Here is a 23,026-nt window from a genome sequence, read left to right on the forward strand (position 1 = left end):
CTGACACACCGCTATCGCGAGCAGGCTCACTCCTACAGGGGTTTGGTGGTGTTGCTTAGATCGGGGCGATGCCCTCGACGATGATGATCTCCGCCCTCGCCCATTCCTCGCGGTAACTTTTCGCCTCCTGATACGCCGCCGAGCGATAGCACGCCACGGCTGTTTCGTAGCTCTCAAACTCGATGATCACGGTGCGCTGCGGCGTTGGCCGCCCTTCCATCGCCTCGCTGCGCCCGCCTCTGGCCAAAAACTTTCCGCCAAACGCAGCAATCGCCTGCGGCGTGCGTTGGGTGTATTGGCTGTAGCGATCGGCATCGGCTATATCCACATGAGCAATCCAGTACGCCTTCATAGTGACCTCTTTGTTGATTTTGTATTATGGTATACCAATATATTTCCAACGAACCCTGAGAGTCCAGCATGGCCTTCAACAGCATCGAAGAAATCATCGAAGATTATCGCCTCGGCAAAATGGTTCTGCTGGTCGATGACGAAGACCGCGAGAACGAAGGCGACCTGCTGCTGGCCGCCGACCGCTGCACACCGGAGGCTATCAGTTTCATGGCTCGCGAAGCGCGCGGGTTGATCTGCCTGACGCTGACTGACGAACACTGCCAGCGTCTGGGCCTGGAACAAATGGTGCCGAGCAACGGCAGCGTGTTCAGCACCGCGTTCACCGTGTCGATCGAGGCGGCGGTTGGCGTGACCACCGGCATTTCCGCAGCGGACCGTGCTTGCACCGTTGCCGCTGCTGTCGCGCCGAATGCCCGCGCCGAAGACCTGGTGCAGCCCGGCCATATCTTCCCGCTGCGTGCCAAGGAAGGTGGCGTGCTGACCCGCGCCGGCCACACCGAGGCCGGTTGCGATCTGGCGCGCCTCGCCGGATTCACGCCGGCTTCGGTGATTGTCGAAGTGATGAACGACGACGGCACCATGGCCCGCCGCCCGGATCTGGAACAGTTCGCGCGCAAGCACGGGATCAAGATCGGCACCATCGCCGACCTGATCCACTATCGCCTCAGCACCGAACACACCATCGAGCGCATCGGTGAACGTGAGCTGCCGACGGTGCACGGCACCTTCCGTTTGATCACCTTTGAAGACCGCATCGAGGGCGGCGTGCACATGGCGATGGTCATGGGCGACCTGCGCCGTGAAGAACCCACGCTGGTGCGCGTGCATGTGATCGATCCGCTGCGCGATCTGGTCGGCGCCGAGTACAGCGGGCCGACGAACTGGACGCTGTGGGCGGCGCTGCAACGGGTCGCAGCGGAAGGTCATGGGGTTGTGGTGGTGCTGGCCAATCATGAATCGTCGCAGGCATTGCTTGAACGTGTGCCGCAGTTGACCCAGCCGCCACGGCAGTTCAGTCGCTCGCAGTCGCGGATTTATTCGGAAGTGGGGACTGGGGCGCAGATTCTGCAGAACCTGGGGGTGGGCAAATTGCGCCATCTTGGGCCGCCGCTGAAGTATGCGGGGTTGACCGGGTATGACCTGGAGGTCGTCGAGAGCATCCCGTTCACCGAGTAACTCACGTCAAACACAAATCCAAACTGTAGGAGTGAGCCTGCTCGCGATTGCGGTGTATCAGTCAACATCATTGCTGAATGTCACACCGCAATCGCGAGCAGGCTCACTCCTACAGGGTTCTGCATTTCAAATTGATTCATCTGAGCTCCCAAAAACCAGCTTCGCCAGATAACCGGTAAGGCAAAGTGCTTGCACAAAGTTTGGAATACCATAATATGATATTCCATAGACCGGACGCTCCAGCAAAACGTCCAGCTACTGCTCCCGACAGGCGGGCAACAACGCAAGGCCCGCTCAAAAACACAACAATGAGGGCGTAAAAAATGGTGTTGAACAAAGCTGCAACCGCGATCTTGTTCGCGGGACTGCTCAGCGTTACCGGCCAGGCTGCAATGGCTGCCGAGAGCGTCAATTTTGTCAGCTGGGGCGGTAGCACCCAGGATGCGCAGAAACAGGCTTGGGCCGATCCATTCAGCAAGGCCAGCGGTATCACCGTCGTGCAGGACGGCCCGACCGACTACGGCAAGCTCAAGGCCATGGTCGAAAGCGGCAACGTGCAGTGGGACGTGGTCGATGTCGAAGCCGATTTCGCCTTGCGCGCCGCTGCCGAAGGTCTGCTCGAACCCCTCGATTTCAAAGTGATCCAGCGCGACAGGATCGACCCGCGCTTCGTCAGCGATCATGGCGTCGGTTCGTTTTTCTTCTCCTTCGTCCTGGGCTACAACGAAGGCAAGCTCGGCGCCAACAAGCCGCAGGACTGGAGCGCACTGTTCGACACCAAAACTTTCCCCGGCAAACGCGCCCTGTACAAATGGCCAAGCCCTGGCGTGCTCGAACTGGCGCTGCTGGCCGATGGCGTTGCGGCCGACAAGCTCTATCCGCTGGATCTGGATCGCGCCTTCAAGAAACTCGACACCATCAAGAAAGACATCGTCTGGTGGGGCGGCGGCGCGCAGTCGCAGCAACTGCTGGCGTCCGGCGAAGCGAGCATGGGCCAGTTCTGGAACGGGCGCGTGCACGCCCTGCAAGAAGACGGCGCGCCGGTGGGCGTGAGCTGGAAACAGAACCTGGTCATGGCCGACATTCTGGTCATACCCAAGGGCGCGAAAAACAAGGACGCGGCGATGAAGTTCCTGGCCAACGCCAGCAGTGCCAAAGGCCAGGCCGACTTCTCCAACCTGACCGCTTACGCCCCGGTCAACCTCGACAGTGTGGAGCGTCTGGATTCGACGCTGGCCCCCAACCTGCCGACGGCCTACGCCAAGGATCAGATCACCCTTGATTTCGCGTACTGGGCCAAGAACGGTCCGGCCATCGCGACACGGTGGAACGAATGGCTGGTCAAATGAAAATCGCGGCCACTGCGCCCCGTCCCTCCACGGCCACCGGGAGCGCTGGCAGCGCTGCCGGTTCGGCCTTCAAGCAACGCTGGCGCGGCGCCGGCAACCTCGTTCCGGCGCTGCTGTTCCTCGGCCTGTTCTTTCTCGCGCCGTTGATTGGCTTGTTGTTGCGTGGCGTGCTCGAACCTGTGCCGGGCCTGGGCAACTACGAACAACTGTTCGCCAACTCGGCGTATGCACGGGTGCTGCTCAACACCTTTTCGGTGGCCGGGCTGGTGACGCTGTTCAGCCTGTTGCTTGGCTTTCCGCTGGCCTGGGCGATCACGCTGGTGCCGCGCGGCTGGGGGCGCTGGATCCTCAATATCGTGCTGCTGTCGATGTGGACCAGCCTGCTCGCCCGCACTTACTCGTGGCTGGTGCTGTTGCAAGCGTCCGGCGTGATCAACAAGGCGCTGATGGCGCTGGGCATCATCGATCAGCCGCTGGAGATGGTGCACAACCTCACCGGTGTGGTGATCGGCATGAGCTACATCATGATCCCGTTCATCGTGCTGCCGTTGCAGGCGACCATGCAGGCCATCGACCCGATGATCCTGCAGGCCGGCTCCATCTGCGGCGCCAGCCCATGGACCAACTTCTTCCGGGTGTTCCTGCCGCTGTGCCGGCCGGGTCTGGCGTCCGGGGGTTTGATGGTGTTCGTGATGTCGCTCGGTTATTACGTCACCCCGGCGTTGCTCGGCGGCGCGCAGAACATGATGCTGCCGGAGTTCATCATTCAGCAGGTGCAGTCGTTCCTCAACTGGGGCCTGGCGAGTGCCGGTGCGGCGTTGTTGATCGCGATCACTTTGGTGCTGTTCTACTTCTACCTGAAGCTACAGCCGGAATCCCCGGTTGGCGCCAGTAATGCGAGGTAAGCCGACATGCTCCTGACTCCCAATGCCATGAGCCGGCGGATGCGCTTCGGCTTGTATGCAACCACCGGGCTGATCGGTCTGTTCCTGCTGTTGCCGATCGTGTTCATCGTGCTGCTGTCGTTCGGCTCCTCGCAGTGGCTGGTGTTTCCGCCGCCGGGCTGGACGCTGAAATGGTACGGCCAGTTCTTTTCCAACCCCGACTGGATGAACGCCGCCGCAGCCAGCCTCAAGGTTGCCGTGCTGACCACGATTTGCGCGGTGGCGCTCGGTTTGCCAACCGCGTTTGCCTTGGTGCGCGGACGCTTTCCCGGACGGCAAATGCTCTACGGCCTGTTCACCCTGCCGATGATCGTGCCGCTGGTGATCATCGCCGTGGCGGTGTACGCGCTGTTCCTCAAGCTCGGTTACACCGGGACGATGTTCGCTTTCGTGGTCAGCCACGTGATCGTCGCCTTGCCGTTTACCATCATCTCGATCATCAACTCGCTGAAGCTGTTCGATCAGTCGATTGAAGACGCCGCGGTGATCTGTGGCGCCTCGCGCCTGCAAGCGGTGTTCAAGGTGACGTTCCCGGCAATCCGTCCGGGCATGGTCGCCGGCGCCCTCTTCGCCTTCCTGGTTTCGTGGGACGAAGTGGTGCTCAGCGTGATGATGGCAAGTCCCACATTGCAAACCCTGCCCGTGAGAATGTGGACCACCCTGCGCCAGGACCTGACCCCGGTGATCGCCGTCGCTTCGACGCTGCTGATCGGCCTCTCGGTGTTGGTCATGGTGATCGCCGCCGCCCTGCGCCGGCGCAACGAAATCAGCGCCTGAGCGCCCTGGAGTACGACATGAGTGCCGTGATCAAAGACGCATCCGCGCAAAACGACAAACCGCTGGTCAGCCTGCGCAACCTGAACAAGCACTACGGCGACTTTGCCGCCGTCGACAACATCTCGCTGGACATCAAGGACGGCGAGTTCCTGACCTTTCTCGGCTCCAGTGGCTCGGGCAAAAGTACGACGCTGTCGATGCTCGCCGGGTTTGAGACGCCGAGCAGCGGCGAGATCCTCGTCAACGGCCAGTCGCTGGTCAACGTGCCGCCGCACAAGCGTGACATCGGCATGGTCTTTCAACGTTACTCGCTGTTCCCGCATCTGTCGGTGCGCGACAACATCGCGTTCCCGCTGGCGATCCGCAAACTGGCCACGGCCGAGCGCGAAAAACGTGTCGACGCGATGCTGAAACTGGTGCAGCTCGAGCAATTCGCCCATCGCCGCCCTTCGCAACTGTCTGGTGGTCAGCAACAACGTGTCGCCATTGCGCGGGCGCTGGTTTACGAGCCGCGCATCTTGCTGATGGACGAGCCACTCGGTGCGCTGGATAAAAAGCTGCGCGAGGATTTGCAGGACGAGCTGCGCCAGTTGCACCGACGCCTGGGCATCACCATCGTTTACGTGACCCACGATCAGGAAGAAGCCATGCGTTTGTCACAGCGCATCGCAATCTTCAGCCACGGCAAAATTGTCGGACTGGGCAGCGGCTATGATCTCTATCAGAATCCGCCGAACGCGTTTGTCGCCTCGTTTCTGGGCAACTCCAACTTTCTCAAGCTCAAGGCGCAGGGCAACGCGGCAGCCAGTTTCGAGGGGCAGGCGCTGTCGATTCGGCTGACGTCCGGGTTGCACACTGATCAGGACGTGCTGCTGATGGTGCGCCCGGAAAAAGCGCTGGCATTGAGCGTGCAGCAAGCGATTGCTGAGCCGTTGGCGGCGGGTTGGAACGAGGTTTCGGCCAAGGTCGTGGAGGTGCTGTTTCTCGGTGAGAGCCAGACGTGCAGCGTGGTGACGTCGGGAGGGACTTCGATGACAGTGAAAGCGTTGTCAGCCGCGGGCATGCCGCTCAAGGCCGGGGACCCGGTACGGGTGCGCTGGGCCACGGCGGATGCGTGCGTTTATACCGAGTGGACCGAGGGAGACCTCAACAAGGCTGCCGGTGCTCATTGAGTTTTCCCTGACACCCCACGCCCCCTGTAGGAGTGAGCCTGCTCGCGATAGCGGTGTGTCAGACACCAACGATGTTGACTTATAGACCGCTATCGCGAGCAGGCTCACTCCTACAATTGGACCGCATTTCACCCTCGGGTCACCCCAGCGTCGGGCTGCGGTGGCCCTTTTTCAGACGATGGGCGTAAAACCTTCAATCTCATCCGGCCACGCCGTCAGCACTTCAAACCCGGTCTCGGTCACCGCGACCATATGCTCCCACTGCGCCGACAGCGAGCCATCCTTGGTCAGCACGGTCCAGCCATCGGGCATGTTCTTCACATGACGCTTGCCGGCATTGAGCATTGGTTCGACGGTAAAAATCATCCCGGCCTTGAGCTTCATGCCTTGATTGGGAAAGCCGTAATGCAGAATCTGCGGCTCATCGTGGTAGACCTTGCCAATGCCATGGCCGCAATACTCCCGCACCACGCTGAAGCCCTCCTTCTCCGCCAGGCTCTGGATCGCATGGCCGATATCGCCCAGCGTCGCCCCCGGACGCACGGCGCGAATGCCTGCGCACATGGCCTCGTAGGTGGTCTTGATCAGGTGCTGCGCTTCAGGTGTCGCTTCGCCGACCACGTACATGCGGCTGGTATCACCGAACCAGCCGTCCTTGATTACCGCGATGTCGAGGTTGACGATGTCGCCGTCCTTCAGCGGCGTGCCCGACGGAATCCCATGGCAGACCACGTCGTTGACCGACGCACAGACGGTTTTCGGAAAACCGTGATAACCGACGTTGGCCGGCACGGCTTTTTGCACGTTGACGATGTAGTCATTGCACAGCCGATCCAGTTCATCGGTGGTCACGCCCGCCTTGACGTGCGGCACCAGCATCGCCAGCACTTGCGCGGCGAGTTTGCCGGCCGCGCGGGATTTTGCGATCTCGGCCGGGGTGTTGAGCTTGATCTGGTTTCTCATGCGCTGACGGCTTCCTGGGTCAGTTGATGCAGATCCAGTCCGCCGTTCTGTTCGGCGCGGATCAGCAGGCGGCAAATGGCGCTGTGGTCGAGGTTGGGGTGCAATTCGGCGAGCATGCCGATGCGCATCCAGTGCTCGGCCTGAGCGTTGATCGAGCGGCTGAGTGCATTGCTGGAGATGCGCAGATTCTCGTGCATGTCCTCTGAAATCTTTACGATGCCCATATGTATATCCGATACGATTTGTATATGGATCGTATATTAATCAGCGCACACGACAGATTGCAATGCCAACAGCTAACTCGATGCCGTGGCAGATTCGCCTCCCCCTCCACCGCGCAAATCGACTACCATGCCGCCGCTGGTTCCCAAACGGGATTAATAGGGAATCCGAGGTGCTTCGCGCATCAATCGGAACTGCCCCCGCAACTGTAGGTGCCGAGCCTGCTCCACGACTGCCACTGGGTTGCCCCCGGGAAGGCCGGAGCATGGCGATGACGCATCAGTCAGGAGACCTGCCGGCACAGTGACTGACCAACCGGCGGGGTGTCCGGGAAGGACATCGTGCCGCGCGCATTTTTGCTTGAGCCCGGCCTTACGCTGTCGCCATGACCGCGTTCGCTGATGTGTTTCCAAACCGTACCCGCCCGCTTCCGTACGGTTTAATTGGAGACTGCTTCATGCTGCTGCCCCGCGTTGTCACCCTGATTACCGGCCTGGGCCTGAGCGCCCTGGCTCAAGCGGCGCCAACCGACTATCCACTGACGATAGAAAACTGCGGCAGCCCCCTCACTTTCCAGCAGGCGCCCACCCGCACGGTGACCATCGGTCAGGCCGGCACGGAAATGCTCTATGCCTTGGGTCTGGGCGATAAAGTCGTCGGCACGTCGCTGTGGTTCAACGATGTGCTGGCCGAATACAAACCGCAAAACGACAAGATCGAGCGCCTGGCCGATAACGAACCGAGTTTCGAAGCGGTGATCGGCAAGCGCCCGCAACTGGTCGCGGTGGAGCTGGAATGGATGGTCGGTCCGCAAGGCGCGGTGGGCACCCGCGAGCAGTTTCACGAATTGAAGATCCCAACTTATTTGTTGCCCTCCGACTGCGAGGCCAAGGACAACCTCGTCGGTTCCGACGGCACGCGGCTGGCGCCGTTTCGCATCGACAGCATTTATAAAGGCGTGAGCCAACTGGCGGCGATCTTCGACGTGCAGGCACGCGGCGCACAGCTCAATGATCAGCTCAAGGCCAGCCTCGCCCAGTCGATTGCCACCGCCAAACGCACGCAGCGCAAAGACCTCAGCGCACTGGTGTGGTTCTCCAGCGCCGAGATGGACATTGAGCCGTTCGTAGCCGGGCACAAAGGCGTTCCCGATTTCATGCTCAGCACTTTAGGCGTGCGCAATGTCGTCGAGTCGGATGAAGAATGGCCGACCGTCGGCTGGGAAACCATCGCCAAGGCCAACCCGACGTTCCTGGTCATCGCGCGCATGGATCGTCGGCGCTTCCCGGCTGACGACTATCAGAAAAAACTCGCCTTCCTGCGCAGCGATCCCGTGACGCGCAACATGGACGCGGTCAAACACAACCGCATCATCATCCTCGACGCCATGGCGATGCAGGCCAGCCTGCGCACCTTCGCGGGTCTCGAACAACTGGCCACGGCCATCAACGGCTTCGATCTTTCGCAATGAGCAGACGCCTGATCCGTTTATTGCTGGTCCTGCTGGTGCTTTCGCTGGCCTTGGTCGGCGGCGTGGCGATTGGCGAAACCGCAATCGAGCCGAGCGTGGTGCTACAGGTGCTGGCAAACAAGCTGTGGGCCGCCGGGTATGTGCTTGATCCGATCGACGAAGGCATCGTCTGGAATTACCGCCTGACCCGCGTATTGGTGGCGGCGGCCTGTGGTGCCGGCCTGGCGACATGCGGAGTGATCCTGCAATCGCTGTTGCGCAATCCGCTGGCCGACCCGTATTTGCTGGGCATCTCGGCCGGGGCTTCGACTGGCGCAGTGATGGTCGCCCTGCTCGGCGTCGGCGCCGGTGTGATTTCGCTGTCGGTCGGGGCATTTGCCGGGGCGGTCACTGCGTTCGTGCTGGTGATTGTACTGGCCCGGATCAGCGGTTCGGCCAGCGGCACCGGGCCAATCATTCTCGCGGGCATTGCCGGCTCGCAATTGTTCAACGCCCTCACGGCCTTTCTGATCACCCGCTCGGCCAGTTCCGAACAGGCGCGCGGGATCATGTTCTGGCTGCTCGGCAATCTCGGCGGCGTGCGTTGGCCTTCGGTGTGGCTGGCGGTGCCGGTGGCCCTGCTCGGGCTGGTGGTCTGCCTGTGGCATCGGCGCGCGCTCGACGCGTTTACCTTCGGCGCGGACTCGGCGGCGTCCCTCGGCATCCCGGTGCGCCGCGTGCAGATTTTGCTGATCGGCTGCGCCGCGCTGGTGACGGCGGTGATGGTGTCGATTGTCGGCTCGATCGGCTTTGTCGGCCTGGTGATTCCCCACGCCGCACGGCTGCTGCTCGGCACCGGGCATGCTCGGCTGCTGCCGGCCAGCGCTTTGGGTGGCGCGGTGTTTCTGATCGCCGCTGATGTGCTGTCGCGCACCCTGATCAAGGGTCAGGTGATTCCGGTGGGCGTCATCACTGCACTGGTCGGCGCACCGGTATTCGCCCTGATTCTGGTGGGCCGGAGAGCCGCACGATGAACAACGTTCTGAGCTGTGCCGGGCTGGCATTCAACGTGCGCGGTGCGCAATTGCTTGACGGCATCAGTCTGGACGTCCAGCGCGGCGAGACGCTGGGCATTGTCGGGCCGAACGGCTCGGGTAAATCGACGTTGCTCAAATTGCTCGCCGGCCTGCGCGAACCGAGCGCGGGCCAGGTGCAGCTTGCCGGTCAGGTACTCGGCAGAATGTCACGGCGCAGCATTGCGCAAACACTCGCCGTGGTTGAACAACAGGCCGACACCGACGATGGCATTCGAGTGTTCGACGCCGTCGCGCTGGGGCGCACACCCTGGTTGTCGGCGCTGCAACCGTGGTCGGACGCCGACGAGAGCATCGTCCAACAAGCCTTGGTCGACGTCGACGCCGTGCACCTGCGCAACCGCCTCTGGCGCAGCCTCTCCGGCGGTGAACGGCAACGCGTGCACATCGCTCGGGCGCTGGCGCAGCGACCACAGATTCTGCTGCTCGACGAGCCGGCCAACCACCTCGACATTCAGCATCAGTTGAGCATTCTGCAAGTGGTGCGCGCACTGCCGGTGACTACGTTGATCGCTCTGCACGACCTCAATCAGGCGCTCAAATGCGATCGCCTGGCAGTGCTGGAGCGCGGGCGTCTGGTCGCGCTTGGCGAGCCGCTGCAAGTGCTGACGCCAGAGCGTTTACAGACGACTTTCGGGGTCAGGGCGCACTATCTGACGGACCCGTTCGACGGCGCGCAGATTCTACGCTTTCATTCGTGACCGATTGCCGGGTCTCAAAGACCTGCTCCCACCATGAGGTTTTGCGGCTGTCCTGAATCCCGAGTACGCCCCGAGCCCCTGTGGGAGTGGGCTTGCTCACGAAGGCGGCGGGCCAGTTAATTCGTCTGCGGCTGACACTCCGCTTTCGCGAGCAGGCACACTCCTACATTGGGTTTTGTGGGTTGTCGCGAATCTGAGTGCCACCGGAAATCCTGTAGGAGTGAGCCTGCTCGCGAAGGCGGCGGGCCAGTTAATTCATCTGCGGCTGACACTCAGCTTTCGCGAGCAAGCCCGCTCCCACACTGGGTTTTGTGGGTTGTCGCGAATCTGAGTGCCACCAGAAATCCTGTGGGAGTGGGCTTGCTCACGAAGGCGGCGGGTCAGGTAATTCATCTGTGGCTGACACTCCGCTTTCGCGAGCAAGCCCGCTCCCACACTGGGTTTTGTGGGTTTCCTGAGATTTGGCTGCGCACCGGAAATCGTTAGATGTTTTGACGTAAGTTTTGTCCGATCGCGGCCCGCGTCTTGGCAGCGTCTATGGATTTTTTGAGTTGCGAGCGATGGCTTCCCGGCCTATGTTGCTTGCGAGATGTTTGCCTGCGCATGAAGCGCTATGACTCACCGAAGGAAACCGAAATGTCAAAAGATTCCCGCCCTGCCGTGCTTGGGCTGATCGGCAATACACCGCTGGTGCGCGTGACCCGTTTCGATACCGGACCGTGCACACTGTTTCTCAAACTCGAATCGCAAAACCCGGGCGGCTCGATCAAGGACCGCATCGGCCTGGCGATGATCGACGCCGCCGAGCGCGACGGTCGCCTGCAACCCGGTGGCACCATTGTCGAAGCCACGGCCGGCAACACCGGCCTGGGTCTGGCGCTGGTCGGGCGCGCCAAAGGCTACCGCGTGGTGCTGGTGGTGCCCGACAAGATGTCGACCGAGAAGGTCCTGCACTTGAAAGCCATGGGCGCCGAGGTGCACATCACCCGCTCCGACGTCGGCAAGGGCCATCCCGAGTATTACCAGGACGTCGCCGCCCGGCTGGCGAAAGACATTCCCGGCGCGTTTTTTGCCGATCAGTTCAACAACCCGGCCAACCCGCTGGCGCATGAATGCAGCACCGCGCCGGAAATCTGGGCGCAGACCGAACACGACCTGGACGCCATCGTCGTCGGTGTCGGTTCGGCCGGTACGCTGACCGGGCTGAGCCGTTTCTTCAAGCGCGTGCAACCGAATCTGGAGATGGTGCTGGCCGATCCGGTCGGTTCGGTAATGGCGCAATACAGCCGCGACGGCACGCTGCCCACCCCCGGTTCATGGGCCGTCGAGGGCATTGGCGAAGACTTCATTCCGTCGATCACCGATCTTTCCAGCGTGCGCCACGCCTACTCGATCAGCGATGCAGAAAGCTTCGACCACGCCCGCCAGTTGCTCAAGGCCGAGGGCATTCTCGGCGGTTCATCGACCGGCACCCTGTTCGCCGCCGCGCTGCGTTATTGCCGTGAGCAGACCGAGCCGAAACGCGTGGTCAGTTTTGTCTGTGACACCGGCACGCGTTATCTGTCCAAGGTCTACAACGACCAGTGGATGACCGATCAGGGGCTGTTGCAGCGCAAGGGTTACGGCGACCTGCGCGACCTGATCGCCCGGCGTTTCGAGGACGGCCGCGTGATCAGCGTCGGTCCCGACGACACCCTGCTGACGGCGTTCCAGCGCATGCGTCTGGCGGACGTCTCGCAGTTACCGGTGTTGGTGGAAGGCAAGCAACTGGTCGGCGTGATCGATGAATCGGACATTCTGCTGGGCGTGCACGAGGACGCCGCCCGCTTCAGTCAGTCGGTGTCCAGCGTGATGACCGACAAACTGCAAACCCTCGCCCCCGGCGCCACGCTGGCCGAGCTGGAAGCGGTGCTTAGCCGTGGCCTCGTCGCCATCATCGCCGACGCCGCAGGCTTCCATGGCCTGATCACCCGCACCGACATGCTCAATCAATTACGGAGATCCCTTGCATGAGTCAGCACGACGATAAACCCCAAGGCTTCGCGACCCGGGTGATCCACGCCGGGCAAGTACCTGACCCGACCACCGGCGCGCTGATGCCGCCCATCTACGCCAACTCCACCTACCTGCAAGACAGCCCCGGCGTGCACAAGGGCTTCGATTACGGCCGCTCGCACAACCCGACGCGCTTCGCCCTGGAGCGCTGCGTTGCGGATCTCGAAGGTGGCACCCGTGCGTTCGCGTTTGCATCAGGTCTGGCGGCGATTTCCACGGTGCTGGAATTGCTTGATGCCGGCTCACACATTGTTTCTGGCAATGACTTGTACGGCGGCACGTTCCGCCTGTTCGACAAGGTTCGCCAGCGCAGCGCCGGGCATCGTTTCAGCTTCGTCGACCTGACGGATCTGTCGGCGTTCGAAGCCTCGCTGCAGGACGACACGCGCATGGTCATGGTCGAGACGCCAACCAACCCGCTGCTGAGCCTGTCGGACCTGGCCGCCATCGCCCGGATCTGCCGCGCCCGCGGGATTATCTGCGTGGCCGACAACACCTTCGCCAGCCCCTATATCCAGCGTCCGCTGGAACTGGGGTTCGACATCGTCCTGCACTCGACCACCAAATACCTGAACGGCCACTCCGACGTAATCGGCGGTATTGCTGTGGTTGGGCAGAACGCCGAGCTGGCGGAAAAACTGGGCTTTCTGCAAAACGCCGTCGGCGCAATTTCCGGTCCGTTCGATGCGTTTCTGACCCTGCGCGGGGTGAAAACTTTGGCGCTGCGCATGGAGCGCCATTGCAGCAATGCGCTGGACCTGGCGCAGTGGCTGGAGCAGCAACCCCAGGTCAACCGCGTCTACTATCCGGGCCTTGAGTCGCATCCACAGCACGACCTGGCCAAGCGGCAGATGCGCGGTTTTGGCGGGATGATTTCCGTCGACCTGAACAGCGATCTGGCCGGCGCGCGGCGCTTTCTGGAGAGCGTACAGATCTTCGCGCTGGCAGAAAGTCTGGGCGGTGTGGAAAGCCTGATCGAGCATCCGGCGATCATGACTCACGCGACGATTCCCGCCGAAACCCGCGCTAATCTCGGCATTGGCGATGGGCTGGTACGGCTGTCGGTCGGGGTTGAAGATGTCGAGGATTTGCGCGCCGATCTGGCCCAGGCGCTGGCAAAGATCTAGCACGGCAACAACGCAAATCCCGTCGCTGCCGGGCGGCTCATTCGAGTCGTCCGGCAGCGCACTAGCACATTTGTGCTAATCGACCCCCACGCCACGCGGCGCTATATTCCCTGCACCCCACGACGCTCCCCAACGTTGCCTTCGCGCAGCGTGCGGGATCGTTGTGTCTGGAAATCAGCACAACACCAAGGAAGCGCCAACATGAAAATCTACGCAAACCTCACCGTGATTACCGCCCTGCTCATCGGCCTCGCTGGCTGCCAGACCATCAAGCCCAGCGAAGCCAGCATGAAGGAACGCGCGCAGACCGTGATCGGCAAACCGGTCTCGAAAATCGACAACATCCGCAACGACAGCACCCTCACCTATTACACCGCCTACACTCCGGCCGGCGAGTACAACTGCCAGTTGCCCAGCGGCGCCCTTGTCGCCGTCGCCAGCATGGGCATCATGAGCCCGCCGCTGTCCTGTCTGCCGAAAGGCGCGTCGCCGCTGCCATTCCAGTAAGCGTGGGAGCGAGCCTGCTCGCGAAAGCGGCGGATCAAACAATGGAATCCTGATCGTCTTGTCGCGGGCCGACGAACGCCTACACAACGGGATCGGCGGCTTCGAGTTGCCGGTCGCGCAGCGTCCGCAAGGTCGCGCGCAGCTCGGCCGGTCGCACCGGTTTTGACAGGATCGAAATCTCGCGGTCGTGCAAGGTCGCCTGGATTTTTTCAACGTCGTGACCGGTGATGATCATCGCCGGTACCGTCCAACCTCGCTGCCTGCGCACCTCATCGATGCACTCGATACCGGTCGCGTGGGTGCCGAGGTCATAGTCGGCGACGATGATGTCGCAATCCGTCACCAGGTCCTGCGCCGACCATTCAGCCTGAACCACGCAGCCCCAGCGCTCCAGCAAGGCCGAAGTCGCCAGCAGTACGTTGTGATCGTCCTCCACCAGACACACCTTCAGCCCGGTCAGCAAACCGACCTGACGCGCTTCCTCACGGTTGACCGTGGACGCCGCCGCCAGCGCAATCGGCAAGCCATACAGGGTGACCGCCGTACCTCTGCCAAGCCGCGAGCGCAAGGCAACTTGCACCCCGATCAACGCTCCGAGGCGCTTGACGATCGACAGACCCAGCCCCACACCTTCGACGTCTTTGTCGCGCACTTGGCGCACCCGATAAAACTCCTCGAACACTTGCCCCAAATGCTCTTCGGCGATGCCGTTGCCACCGTCATAAACCACGATGGCGAGGCCTGCGCCACGCCGGCGCACACCGATCAGCACCGGACGTTGCGCGCCATATTTGAAGCAGTTGGACAGTACGTTCTGCACCACGGTCGCCAGCAGCGCCGGATCGGTTCGCACCCAATACTGGCAAGGGCGCAAGCGCAGTTCCACGCCGGCCCAACGCGCCGCTTCGGCGTTTTGCCGGATCAGTTCCGCCAGCCATTCACCGAGGTTGACGCTCTGCAATTTCGGCAGGATCCGCCCGTTGTCGAGGGTGTACAGATCGAGGATCGAACGAAACAGCTGCGAGACATTCAGCAGTGAACGGTCGATATTATCGACCAGCCGCCGTTCCTCATCGCCCAGCCGTGATTCGCGCAGACACGCGGTAAACAAGCCGATGGAGTGGATCGGCTGGCGCAGGTCATGGCTGGCCTGGGCGAGGAAGCGCGACTTCTCAAGATTGGCCGCCTCCGCTTCTTCCGACGCCTTGCGCGTGCGTTCGAGCAACAAGTGCGCATAAAACGGAATTACCGTGCTGGTGATCAACAGCATCAACACCATGAACGGTTGCGCCTGCCAGTACGGCGTCAAGCGATAGACCACCAGCAGCGCCAGCAAAGCCAGTCCCGTGGCAATCGCCAGATAGCGCGAGCCGTAACGCATGCCGTTGCCGAGGTTGACCCAGACCATCACCGCGTACAGCGGCAGCGCCGCCTCGCCACCAATCACCAGGCCGAAACAGGTGCCGGTGTAATCATGGACCATGGCGAAAATCCGCCGCGCCGGGTAGTGCCCCGGCCAGCGCGCAATGGCCTGGCGGAACACGATCGAGGCCAGCAGGAACAGGCCGATGTAGGTAATGACCGGCAGGTAGGTATCGAGGCGATGGCCCGGCAGAAACACCAGAATGACCATGTAGACCACCGCGATGGCGGCGATGATGATGCGCAGATTGGCCTGGTCGAGTTCGGTGTTTTTCTCGAACTTCATGGTAAACGTCCTTTTTTACAGCGATCGTCAATTTCAGAAGCAGCCTACAGGCAACCCTGGCGCCTGGTGCTATGGTGCAGCCTTGAATAACGCCTGACCCAGGGAGGGTCACGCCATGACATGCCGCATCATCATAGCCGACGATCACCCACTGTTTCGCGAAGCGCTGCAGCGCACCGTCCAGCGTCTACTGCCCGACGCCGATATAGAAGAGGCTGGTGATCTCGCGGCCGTGCTGGCTTTGCTGCCGGTGGGCGCTGAACCGGACACGCTGATTCTCGATCTGCGATTTCCCGGGCTGACCTGCGTCGGTCAATTGGCCGAGTTGCGTCAGCATTGGCCGCGTACCACACTGATCGTAGTGTCGATGGTCGACGATCAGTCGTTGATCAACGAAGTCATGGCCGCCGGCATCGACGGTTTTATTGGCAAGAATATCGCCCCCGACGACATCGGCCAGGCGATTCTGGCGATCCGCGAGGGTGAAGTGTTGGTGAAGTTCGCGCCCTCGGGCTTGCTGCCGCTCGAGGCTGCCAGCGCCCTCACCCCTCGGCAGCAGGAAGTGTTGCGGCTGATTGCGCAGGGCAAGACCAACAAGGAAATCGCCCGGGCGCTGGACATTTCTCCGTTCACGGTGCGCATTCACGTGTCTTCTTTATTACGTACGCTGGATGTGCCCTCACGGGCTGCCGCCGCGGTGAAGTACGTTGGCCTGGTGTAGGAGTCGCCGCAGGCTGGGCCTGCATCTCTGGCGCAAAGATCGCCTTCGTGAGCAAGCCCACTCCCACAGGATTCCGGGTGGCACTCAGATCCACGGCAACCCACAAAACCCATTGTGGGAGCGAGCCTGCTCGCGAAAGCGGTCTGTCAGATACAAATGAACTACCTGACCTGCCGCCTTCGTGAGCAAGCTCACTCCCACACGATTCCAGGTGGCACTCAGATTCGCGACAACCCACAAAACCCAATGTAGGAGTGAGCTTGCTCGCGAAAGCGGTCTGTCAGATACAAATGAACTACCCGACCCGCCGCCTTCGCGAGCAGGCTCACTCCTACAGGATTTCCGGTGGTACTCAGATCTACGGCAACCCACAAAACCGACTGTGGGAGCGGGCTTGCTCGCGAAAGCGGAGTGTCAGCCGCAGATGGATGACCTGACGCGCCGCCTTCGCGAGCAGGCTCACTCCTACATCATTTCCGGTGGCACTCAGATTTGCGACAACCCACAAAACCCATTGTAGGAGTGAGCCTGCTCGCGAAAACGGAGCGTCAGTCACTACAGTGGATGATTGTGTTGCTGCAGGATGGCCCTGGCTTGTCGGGTGAACCGGTAGGTCTTGTCGTTTTCCAGCACGATCAAGCCTTCGAGGCACAGGCGTTTGAGCACTTCACGCACGCTGATGAACGACAACTGCGGTGACGACGACGCCACCCACGTATGCACCCCGTTGACTCCCGTCGAATGGCCGTCGCGGCTGGCAAGCACCAGCGCATTGAGCACTTTGAAACGGATCAGGCTGCTGCGCAGTCCGAAGTGGCGCAGCAATTCACGAATGTGCTGATTGGCGCTGCGATCAAACTCGCTGGGCAGTCGAGGGGCCGCGGGCCGAACGATAAGCGCCGCAGCGCCCGGATTGTTCAACATAACGAAGACTCCTTTTCTGAAATGTTCACGCCGCTATATATAGAGAAGAGTACGCAGTCACCGAATGAGCCGGCGACTGCGCCATTGCCGACTGGCGTCAGAAATCGACGGTGGCCGACAACTGCAAGGTCCGCGGAGAACCCGGCGAGAACGCGCCGTAAGACGCCACACCCGACCAGTACTCGCGATCAAACACGTTCTGCACCGTGGCCCGGAACGTCGTCGGCCGGCCTTCAATCCTGGTCGCGTACCGGGCGCCGGCGTCGAAGCGGGTCCAGGCATCAAGCTCCTGGGTATTGGCCTGGTTGACGTACTGGCGATCGGTGTAAATCGCGCCGCTGGTGAGGGTGAAGCCCTCGATCCATGGCGTGTCCCACTCGGCCCACAGGTTGGCTTGTACGTCTGGCACACCGACTGGTTTGTTGCCGCGATTGGCGGCGGTCGCCGAGTCGGTCAGCTCGCCGTCGAGTACCGTCACGCCCCCCATCAAGCGAGTGCCCTTGGCGACTTCACCGTACATGCTCAACTCGACGCCACGGTTGCGTTGTTCGGCCTGCACCGAGAACACATTGCCGACACCGACCTCGCCACTCGGCTTCTCGATCTGGAACAACGCCAGGGACGTCATGAACGTGCCGTGTTCGTATTTGACCCCGACTTCATGCTGCTTGGACTCGTACGGCGCGAAGGTTTCCCCGGCGTTGGTTGCCGTGCCCGGGGCGATGTCGCCTTTGCTCAAGCCTTCAACATAGTTGTAATAAAGCGAGACGTCTTCCCAAGGCTTGACCACCACACCGACCAGCGGCGTAGTGGCGTTGTCGCTGTACCTGGAGCTGACTGCACCGCTGGCGTTGTAGTTACGCGACTCGATCTCCTGGCGGCGCACGCCCAGGGTCAGCTGGAAGCGGTCATCGAGCATCGACATCGTATCGGTCAACGCCACGCCCGACAGCTCCGACTCGGACACCCGCAGGACTTTCGGCGCGTTGAGATACTGCCGCGGCGCATCAACCGGGTGGTAGATGTTCGAAACAATCGCGGTGCCATTGTTGATGCCACGCGACAGCTCATCCTGATAACGCGTGGCCATAACGGTGGTGGTGTGGGTGATCGGGCCGGTGGCGAACACACCGCGGATACCGACATCAGCGGTCGAGCGATCGACGTTGAATTTGTAGTAGCCAGGCACGTTGCTGGTGTCGCCCGCGTCGTTGAGGATTCGCGGAACCTGGTCGGACAGGCGCTTGACGTCCGAGCGGCCACCGCCGGCGTGCGCAAATACAGTCACCGCGTCATTGAGGTCATATTCGCCGCCGAGCAACGCCGATTGTTCCTTGGTGTCCGACCAGCCCCAATCCTGTGGCAGGTTGGTGCGACCGTTGGGCGCCGAGGGCACGTCTACGCCTGGGGCGATGGTGAACGGTCGCGACGCCGCTTCCCAACTTTCCTTCTGGCTGATGTAGTCCAGGTTCAACCGCAGGCGTTCGCCACGATAGTCCAGAGCAATCGCGCCGACGCCGAGGTCACGGTGCTGATCGTCGATCGCCGTGTCGCCGCCCTGCAGGTTGCCGTTGAAGCGCACGCCGAACTGATTTTCCGAGCCGAATCGGCGACTGACGTCGAGGTGCCCGCCGACCTGGGAGTCGGACGCGTATGAGCCGGTAAACCGGGTCAGGTCTTGGTCCAGCGGACGCTTGGGCACGATGTTGATCACGCCGCCAACGCCACTGTTGGGCGACAGCCCGTACATCAGCGCACCCGGCCCCTTGAGCACTTCGACCCGCTCGGCGTAGTCAGTGAACACGCGGTAGTTTGGTGCCACGCCATACACACCGTCGAAGGCCAGTTCGCCAATGTTGCCTTCGCCAATCGGGAAGCCGCGGATGAAAAACGAGTCGACGATCCCGCCGGTCTGCCCGGTGGAGCGCACCGAAGGGTCACGCTCCAGCGCATCGGCGACGGTCACGGTCTGCAGGTCGGCGAGGGTCTTGGCGGTGTAGCTGGTAACGCTGAACGGCGTGTCCATCACGTCTTTGTTGCCCAGCATCCCCAACCGCGCCCCGCGCGCCACTTGGCCGCCGGCGAGTGCCTCCGGCAAGGCGGTTGCGCTGTTGTAACGGGCGTTGATGTTGGTGGTGTCGAGGGTCAGCGCGTCCTTGCTGGCGTCCGCCGGCGCGACGGGCGCAGCGTTCGCGGCCTGATCGGCGGCGACAGCGGATTGCCCGGCGCCGGCGGCCCAGGCATTGGCGCTTCCTGCGACCAGAACGAAATTCAGCATGGCGGTGCGCACGGCGAGTGTTAACACCCGCTCACCGCAAGGACGACTGACAACAGGCATGACGGTGGGATCCTTTTCATCGAGGGAAAATGGTAATCACTCCTATTGCCAGTCGATTTGCGAAAAAGTATCACCCGCAGTAAAGATTTTTTACCGTACCGCGATCAGGCGCCGACATAGAGCCGTTGCAGCGGTATCGCGACCACCGGCAGTGCCGGGTCGAACGCATGACGCGTGGTCTTGTACGGGAAAATCTCGCCACGGGCGATGGTGCTGAAAATCTGCGCCACTTCGAACGCCTGCCCGGTCCGCCAGTGCCACACGCACACCCGCGGATCGCCGTAGTCGAGCTGGATGCAGGGCACCCGCTTGAGGCCCAGCTGCAACGCCGCGGTGAAACGGTGATTGCCGTCCATGACGATGCCACGCGAACGCTCTACGATGATCGGCTCCAGCCAATGCCCGGCGCGAACAATCGACTCGCGCAGTCTCGTCACGTTGGCCGGGTCGACCTGCTCGGACTGCAACACTTCGCACAGCGGCCGCAACGCAATCTGATAACCGTGATCCATGGTGACCTCCTGATTCCACGACTCAGCAGGCGTCGGCACGGGCAAGCGGCGCATGCTGGCTGGCGACGTCGAGCAGGCGCTGGGCGTGCTCGATCAACGGCAAATCGACCATCTCGCCGTCCACTTGCACCGCGTGGCTACCGGTTGCTACCGCGCGCATCACCCGGTCGGCCCACGCCAGTTGGCGCGAGTCCGGCAGGAAGGCGCGCTGCACCGTGGTCAGTTGGCCAGGGTGAATACACAACTTGGCGCCGAACCCCAGCGAGCGGGCGTAAAGCGCGTCTTTGGCTACCACCGCCAGGTCGCTGATCGCCGGGGTCACGCCATCGATCGGCGCGGGCAAATCCGCCGTGCGCGAGGCCAGCACGATGCGGTTGCGGGCGAACAGAAACGCCTCGGGAACCTGGCCGCAGTTGATATCGAGGGCGAAATCCAGCGAGCCGAACGCCAGCCGCGCCACGCCAGGAATCGCCGCAATCGCCTCGACCTGTTGCAGGCCCTTGGCGGTCTCGATGATCGCAACGATCTGCAACTGCGGCTGCCACGCCAGCAGTTGCTCCACCACCGGCGCCAAGGCCTCGGGGCATTCGGCCTTGGGCAGGAAAATGCCGTCGCAACGCTCGGGATAACACGCGTCGCGCAGCCACGTCAGGTCCTGGCGAAACAGCGCACTGCTGACGCTGTTCAGGCGGATGTAACGCTCGCAGGCAACGCTCGGTGTCGTCTCCTGCCAGGCCCGGATCGCGGCGCGCGCGGCGGCTTTGCTGTCCGGATGAACGGCGTCCTCGAGATCAAGGATGATCGCGTCCGGCCCCGCTTCGCAGGCTTTGGAAAAACGCTCGGGGCGGTTGCCCGGGACGAACAGGTAGCTGATGGCAAGGCGGGTTTTGCCGCTGAGTCGATCGGATTGCATGGCGTTGCTCCTTGGGTGTGAACCAGTCGTGGTTTCGAACAATTTCCGAGCCCCTGAACGGGCACAAATCCCCAGTGTTTCGGGGGTTTGCTGCAACAACCGTTAACACCTTATTGTTCAAGCAATTAACGGTGTTTTTTATCTCGGGGCGAGCGAGTCCTTGAGCGTGTAAATACACGTTCATGGATTCGCCTTGCGCAGGTGTTTATTCAAAAATATTTGAAAACCTTACTTGATAATCGTTCCTGTTCGCAATATTGTTCACGCCGCCAAGAGGAACTATCCTCGGTTCAACGTCAGTAACAGCGTCTCGGAAATTGTCTGCCAGTGATGTCACTTAAACATCAGCCACTGGTATTTATAGCGGTCTGACCCGCAACTAACGGTCAAGTGAGACGCCCGTGCAAACCTTATGGATTGGGGTGCCCATGCAATTGTTCTGTGAAGTATTTATTACGATTGTCAGTTCGGATCCAATAGCCAGTTTTATTGGGCGTCCGCCACCCACGAATTTACCGTCTCGCACCTGACGAGGCGAAACAGAACATAAATCGATAACAGATAAGTTATTGATCTTTCTATGGCGAGGTTATTTTTCAGCGCCGGGGTTAACTATGCCTGAAGCAAATGCAGCACGTATTGAAACGCATAATAAAGTCCATCATCCGCACTCGTTAACACCGCTGATCGACCCGGTTATTTCCGCGTTTATCAACAACTTCCCCGACACACTTACAGCGCTGGTCGAACAACACGGCTCTCCGCTGAATGTCGTCTGGCCCCATGCCTTTGAACTCAATACGCAAGCACTGCTGGCGGTGCTGAAACAGCACTCAGTTGCCCACGCCATTTTCTACGGTGCCAAGGCAAACAAGTCGCAATGCCTGCTGAGTGCGGCGGCGACTTCGGCAATTGGCGTCGATGTTTCGAGCCTCTACGAACTGCAGGCAGCCCTGCGGGCAGGTACACCAGGGGGAAAAATCTGCGCCACGGGACCGGCAAAAACGGCGGCATTTCACCAGGCTCTGGTCAGCGCCGGCGCTCTGATTTGCGTGGACTCGCTGGAGGAATTCGACCATTTGAAAGAGCTGCTCGAAGCTCAGCCCCTGCCGATAAAAGCCCGGATTCTGCTGCGTTATCGGGCGAAAAGCTGCGCAAAGAGCCGATTCGGCATGGACGCGCAAGACCTGCTCGACAGCCTGCAACTCCTCGCGACAGACACCGCGAGCCTGGTCTTCGAGGGGTTTCATTTTCATCTCGGCGGCTATGGCTTCGAATCCCGCGTACAGGCGTTTCGCGAGGTCAGCGGGTTCGTCGAGGCGGCGAGGGAAATGGGGTTGAATCCGCAGATGATCGATATCGGCGGTGGTCTGCCGATTCGGTATGTCGCCCCACAGGACTACGCCCGCTTTCTGCAAAATGACAATATCCCGAGCCACTATTACCACCAGAAAGTCCCGGCTGATTATTACCCTTACGGCGGCGACCTGACGGCGGCGCAATGGTTAACGTTATTTCTCGAAGCCGAACATTCCGCGGGACTGTCCATTGCCGGTTATTTAAATCAGCAAAACATTACCCTGGCCCTGGAACCCGGTCGGAGTCTGGTCGATCAGACGGCCATTTCAATCTTTCGCATCACCCGCACAAAGAAACTCGCCGATAATAAAACGGTTATTTTCGTCGAAGGCAGTAGTTTCAGTGCTTGCGAAACCTGGTTTGCTTCTGAATATCTGGTTGACCCGATACTGATCAGTACAGAACAACAGACGTCCGCACCCTGCCAGGCGTATATCGCTGGGCACAGCTGCCTTGACGACGACGTCATTACTTATCGCCTGATTAACTTCGCCTGTGAACCACGGAGTGGCGACTTGTTGATTTACATCAACACCGCCGGCTATCAGATGGACTTGCTGGAAAACGAGTTTCACCGCCATCCCCTGCCCCGTCGGTTGATGGCGACCTGTTGTACGGAAGGTAACTATGCGTTTTCACCTGACTACTAAAGGGAACAAT

Annotated in this window: 21 protein-coding genes and 1 riboswitch; of the genes, 13 read left to right on the forward strand and 8 right to left on the reverse strand. The window is 61.1% G+C overall.

All coding sequences use genetic code 11. The features are described from left to right. Nucleotides 1-55: 55 nt before the first annotated feature. On the reverse strand, nucleotides 56-352 hold the full coding sequence (locus tag HU765_RS14400; RefSeq protein WP_186621297.1) for a DUF1330 domain-containing protein: 297 nt from the start codon (nucleotides 350-352) through the stop codon (nucleotides 56-58). Between the two features lie 68 nt (nucleotides 353-420). Between HU765_RS14400 and ribBA the strand changes: the two genes are divergently transcribed. The 5 genes from ribBA (at nucleotide 421) to HU765_RS14425 (ending at nucleotide 5,772) form a co-directional block, all read left to right on the forward strand. Continuing rightward, nucleotides 421-1,530 (forward strand): bifunctional 3,4-dihydroxy-2-butanone-4-phosphate synthase/GTP cyclohydrolase II, encoded by a 1,110-nt coding sequence (gene ribBA / locus HU765_RS14405; RefSeq protein WP_186621299.1) that lies wholly within the window; start codon nucleotides 421-423, stop codon nucleotides 1,528-1,530. A gap of 323 nt (nucleotides 1,531-1,853) precedes the next feature. Next, the gene (locus HU765_RS14410) at nucleotides 1,854-2,879 is read left to right on the forward strand and encodes an ABC transporter substrate-binding protein (protein WP_186552517.1); all 1,026 of its coding nucleotides are present in this window, start codon (nucleotides 1,854-1,856) and stop codon (nucleotides 2,877-2,879) included. After that, nucleotides 2,876-3,784 (forward strand): ABC transporter permease, encoded by a 909-nt coding sequence (locus tag HU765_RS14415; RefSeq protein WP_186621415.1) that lies wholly within the window; start codon nucleotides 2,876-2,878, stop codon nucleotides 3,782-3,784. The genes HU765_RS14410 and HU765_RS14415 overlap by 4 nt, the downstream gene beginning before the upstream one ends. A 6-nt stretch (nucleotides 3,785-3,790) precedes the next feature. Then, nucleotides 3,791-4,600 (forward strand): ABC transporter permease, encoded by an 810-nt coding sequence (locus tag HU765_RS14420; protein WP_186621301.1) that lies wholly within the window; start codon nucleotides 3,791-3,793, stop codon nucleotides 4,598-4,600. A 17-nt stretch (nucleotides 4,601-4,617) separates the two neighbouring features. Further along, nucleotides 4,618-5,772, forward strand: coding sequence for an ABC transporter ATP-binding protein (locus tag HU765_RS14425; RefSeq protein ID WP_186621303.1), 1,155 nt, complete (start codon nucleotides 4,618-4,620; stop codon nucleotides 5,770-5,772). A 171-nt stretch (nucleotides 5,773-5,943) separates the two neighbouring features. On the opposite strand, the gene map is transcribed toward HU765_RS14425, so the two are convergent. Then, nucleotides 5,944-6,735: a type I methionyl aminopeptidase gene (gene map, locus HU765_RS14430; RefSeq protein WP_186621305.1), complete on the reverse strand. Its 792-nt coding sequence runs from the start codon at nucleotides 6,733-6,735 to the stop codon at nucleotides 5,944-5,946. After that, nucleotides 6,732-6,959, reverse strand: a complete 228-nt coding sequence (locus HU765_RS14435) for a ParD-like family protein (RefSeq protein ID WP_003225727.1) — start codon at nucleotides 6,957-6,959, stop codon at nucleotides 6,732-6,734. The genes map and HU765_RS14435 overlap by 4 nt, the downstream gene beginning before the upstream one ends. A 120-nt stretch (nucleotides 6,960-7,079) precedes the next feature. Next, a riboswitch (cobalamin riboswitch) is annotated at nucleotides 7,080-7,272 on the forward strand. A 142-nt stretch (nucleotides 7,273-7,414) separates the two neighbouring features. Between HU765_RS14435 and HU765_RS14440 the strand changes: the two genes are divergently transcribed. The 6 genes from HU765_RS14440 to HU765_RS14465 all read left to right on the forward strand — a co-directional run bounded on the left by HU765_RS14440 (nucleotide 7,415) and on the right by HU765_RS14465 (nucleotide 13,891). After that, nucleotides 7,415-8,428: an ABC transporter substrate-binding protein gene (locus HU765_RS14440; protein ID WP_186621308.1), complete on the forward strand. Its 1,014-nt coding sequence runs from the start codon at nucleotides 7,415-7,417 to the stop codon at nucleotides 8,426-8,428. Continuing rightward, nucleotides 8,425-9,441 carry an iron ABC transporter permease gene (locus HU765_RS14445; RefSeq protein WP_238344708.1) on the forward strand — a complete coding sequence of 339 codons (1,017 nt, stop codon included), beginning with the start codon at nucleotides 8,425-8,427 and terminating at the stop codon, nucleotides 9,439-9,441. Before HU765_RS14440 ends, HU765_RS14445 begins: the two co-directional genes overlap by 4 nt. Next, the gene (locus tag HU765_RS14450; protein WP_186552512.1) at nucleotides 9,438-10,202 is read left to right on the forward strand and encodes an ABC transporter ATP-binding protein; all 765 of its coding nucleotides are present in this window, start codon (nucleotides 9,438-9,440) and stop codon (nucleotides 10,200-10,202) included. Before HU765_RS14445 ends, HU765_RS14450 begins: the two co-directional genes overlap by 4 nt. Before the next feature lie 636 nt (nucleotides 10,203-10,838). Then, the gene (locus tag HU765_RS14455) at nucleotides 10,839-12,215 is read left to right on the forward strand and encodes a pyridoxal-phosphate dependent enzyme (protein WP_186552259.1); all 1,377 of its coding nucleotides are present in this window, start codon (nucleotides 10,839-10,841) and stop codon (nucleotides 12,213-12,215) included. After that, nucleotides 12,212-13,384 (forward strand): cystathionine gamma-synthase, encoded by a 1,173-nt coding sequence (locus tag HU765_RS14460; RefSeq protein WP_186621309.1) that lies wholly within the window; start codon nucleotides 12,212-12,214, stop codon nucleotides 13,382-13,384. Before HU765_RS14455 ends, HU765_RS14460 begins: the two co-directional genes overlap by 4 nt. 201 nt (nucleotides 13,385-13,585) lie before the next feature. Continuing rightward, nucleotides 13,586-13,891: a hypothetical protein gene (locus tag HU765_RS14465; RefSeq protein WP_186621310.1), complete on the forward strand. Its 306-nt coding sequence runs from the start codon at nucleotides 13,586-13,588 to the stop codon at nucleotides 13,889-13,891. 79 nt (nucleotides 13,892-13,970) lie between these two features. Here the strand turns inward: HU765_RS14465 and HU765_RS14470 are convergent, their stop codons facing one another. Then, nucleotides 13,971-15,599 (reverse strand): hybrid sensor histidine kinase/response regulator, encoded by a 1,629-nt coding sequence (locus HU765_RS14470; RefSeq protein WP_186621311.1) that lies wholly within the window; start codon nucleotides 15,597-15,599, stop codon nucleotides 13,971-13,973. Nucleotides 15,600-15,714: 115 nt separating this feature from the next. On the opposite strand from HU765_RS14470, the gene HU765_RS14475 reads away from it, so the two are divergent. After that, entirely contained in the window at nucleotides 15,715-16,320 is a 606-nt protein-coding gene (locus tag HU765_RS14475; protein WP_186621312.1) for a response regulator transcription factor, read from the forward strand. Nucleotides 16,321-16,875: 555 nt separating this feature from the next. Here HU765_RS14475 and HU765_RS14480 read toward each other — a convergent pair. The 4 genes from HU765_RS14480 to HU765_RS14495 form a co-directional block, all read right to left on the reverse strand. Then, the gene (locus HU765_RS14480) at nucleotides 16,876-17,244 is read right to left on the reverse strand and encodes a fe2+ zn2+ uptake regulation protein (RefSeq protein WP_186552253.1); all 369 of its coding nucleotides are present in this window, start codon (nucleotides 17,242-17,244) and stop codon (nucleotides 16,876-16,878) included. Between the two features lie 97 nt (nucleotides 17,245-17,341). Continuing rightward, a complete protein-coding gene (locus HU765_RS14485; RefSeq protein WP_186621313.1) occupies nucleotides 17,342-19,582 on the reverse strand; it encodes a TonB-dependent siderophore receptor in 2,241 nt (746 codons plus the stop codon). Nucleotides 19,583-19,686: 104 nt separating this feature from the next. Further along, nucleotides 19,687-20,094 (reverse strand): ParB N-terminal domain-containing protein, encoded by a 408-nt coding sequence (locus HU765_RS14490; RefSeq protein ID WP_186621314.1) that lies wholly within the window; start codon nucleotides 20,092-20,094, stop codon nucleotides 19,687-19,689. 22 nt (nucleotides 20,095-20,116) lie between these two features. Further along, a complete protein-coding gene (locus tag HU765_RS14495) occupies nucleotides 20,117-21,007 on the reverse strand; it encodes a CoA ester lyase (protein ID WP_186621315.1) in 891 nt (296 codons plus the stop codon). Nucleotides 21,008-21,621: 614 nt separating this feature from the next. Here HU765_RS14495 and HU765_RS14500 point away from each other — a divergent pair. Further along, nucleotides 21,622-23,016 carry a Y4yA family PLP-dependent enzyme gene (locus HU765_RS14500; RefSeq protein ID WP_186621317.1) on the forward strand — a complete coding sequence of 465 codons (1,395 nt, stop codon included), beginning with the start codon at nucleotides 21,622-21,624 and terminating at the stop codon, nucleotides 23,014-23,016. Nucleotides 23,017-23,026: the final 10 nt, after the last annotated feature.

It is taken from the genome of Pseudomonas sp. SWRI81, assembly GCF_014268545.1.
Classification (GTDB): Bacteria; Pseudomonadota; Gammaproteobacteria; order Pseudomonadales; family Pseudomonadaceae; genus Aquipseudomonas; species Aquipseudomonas hamedanensis.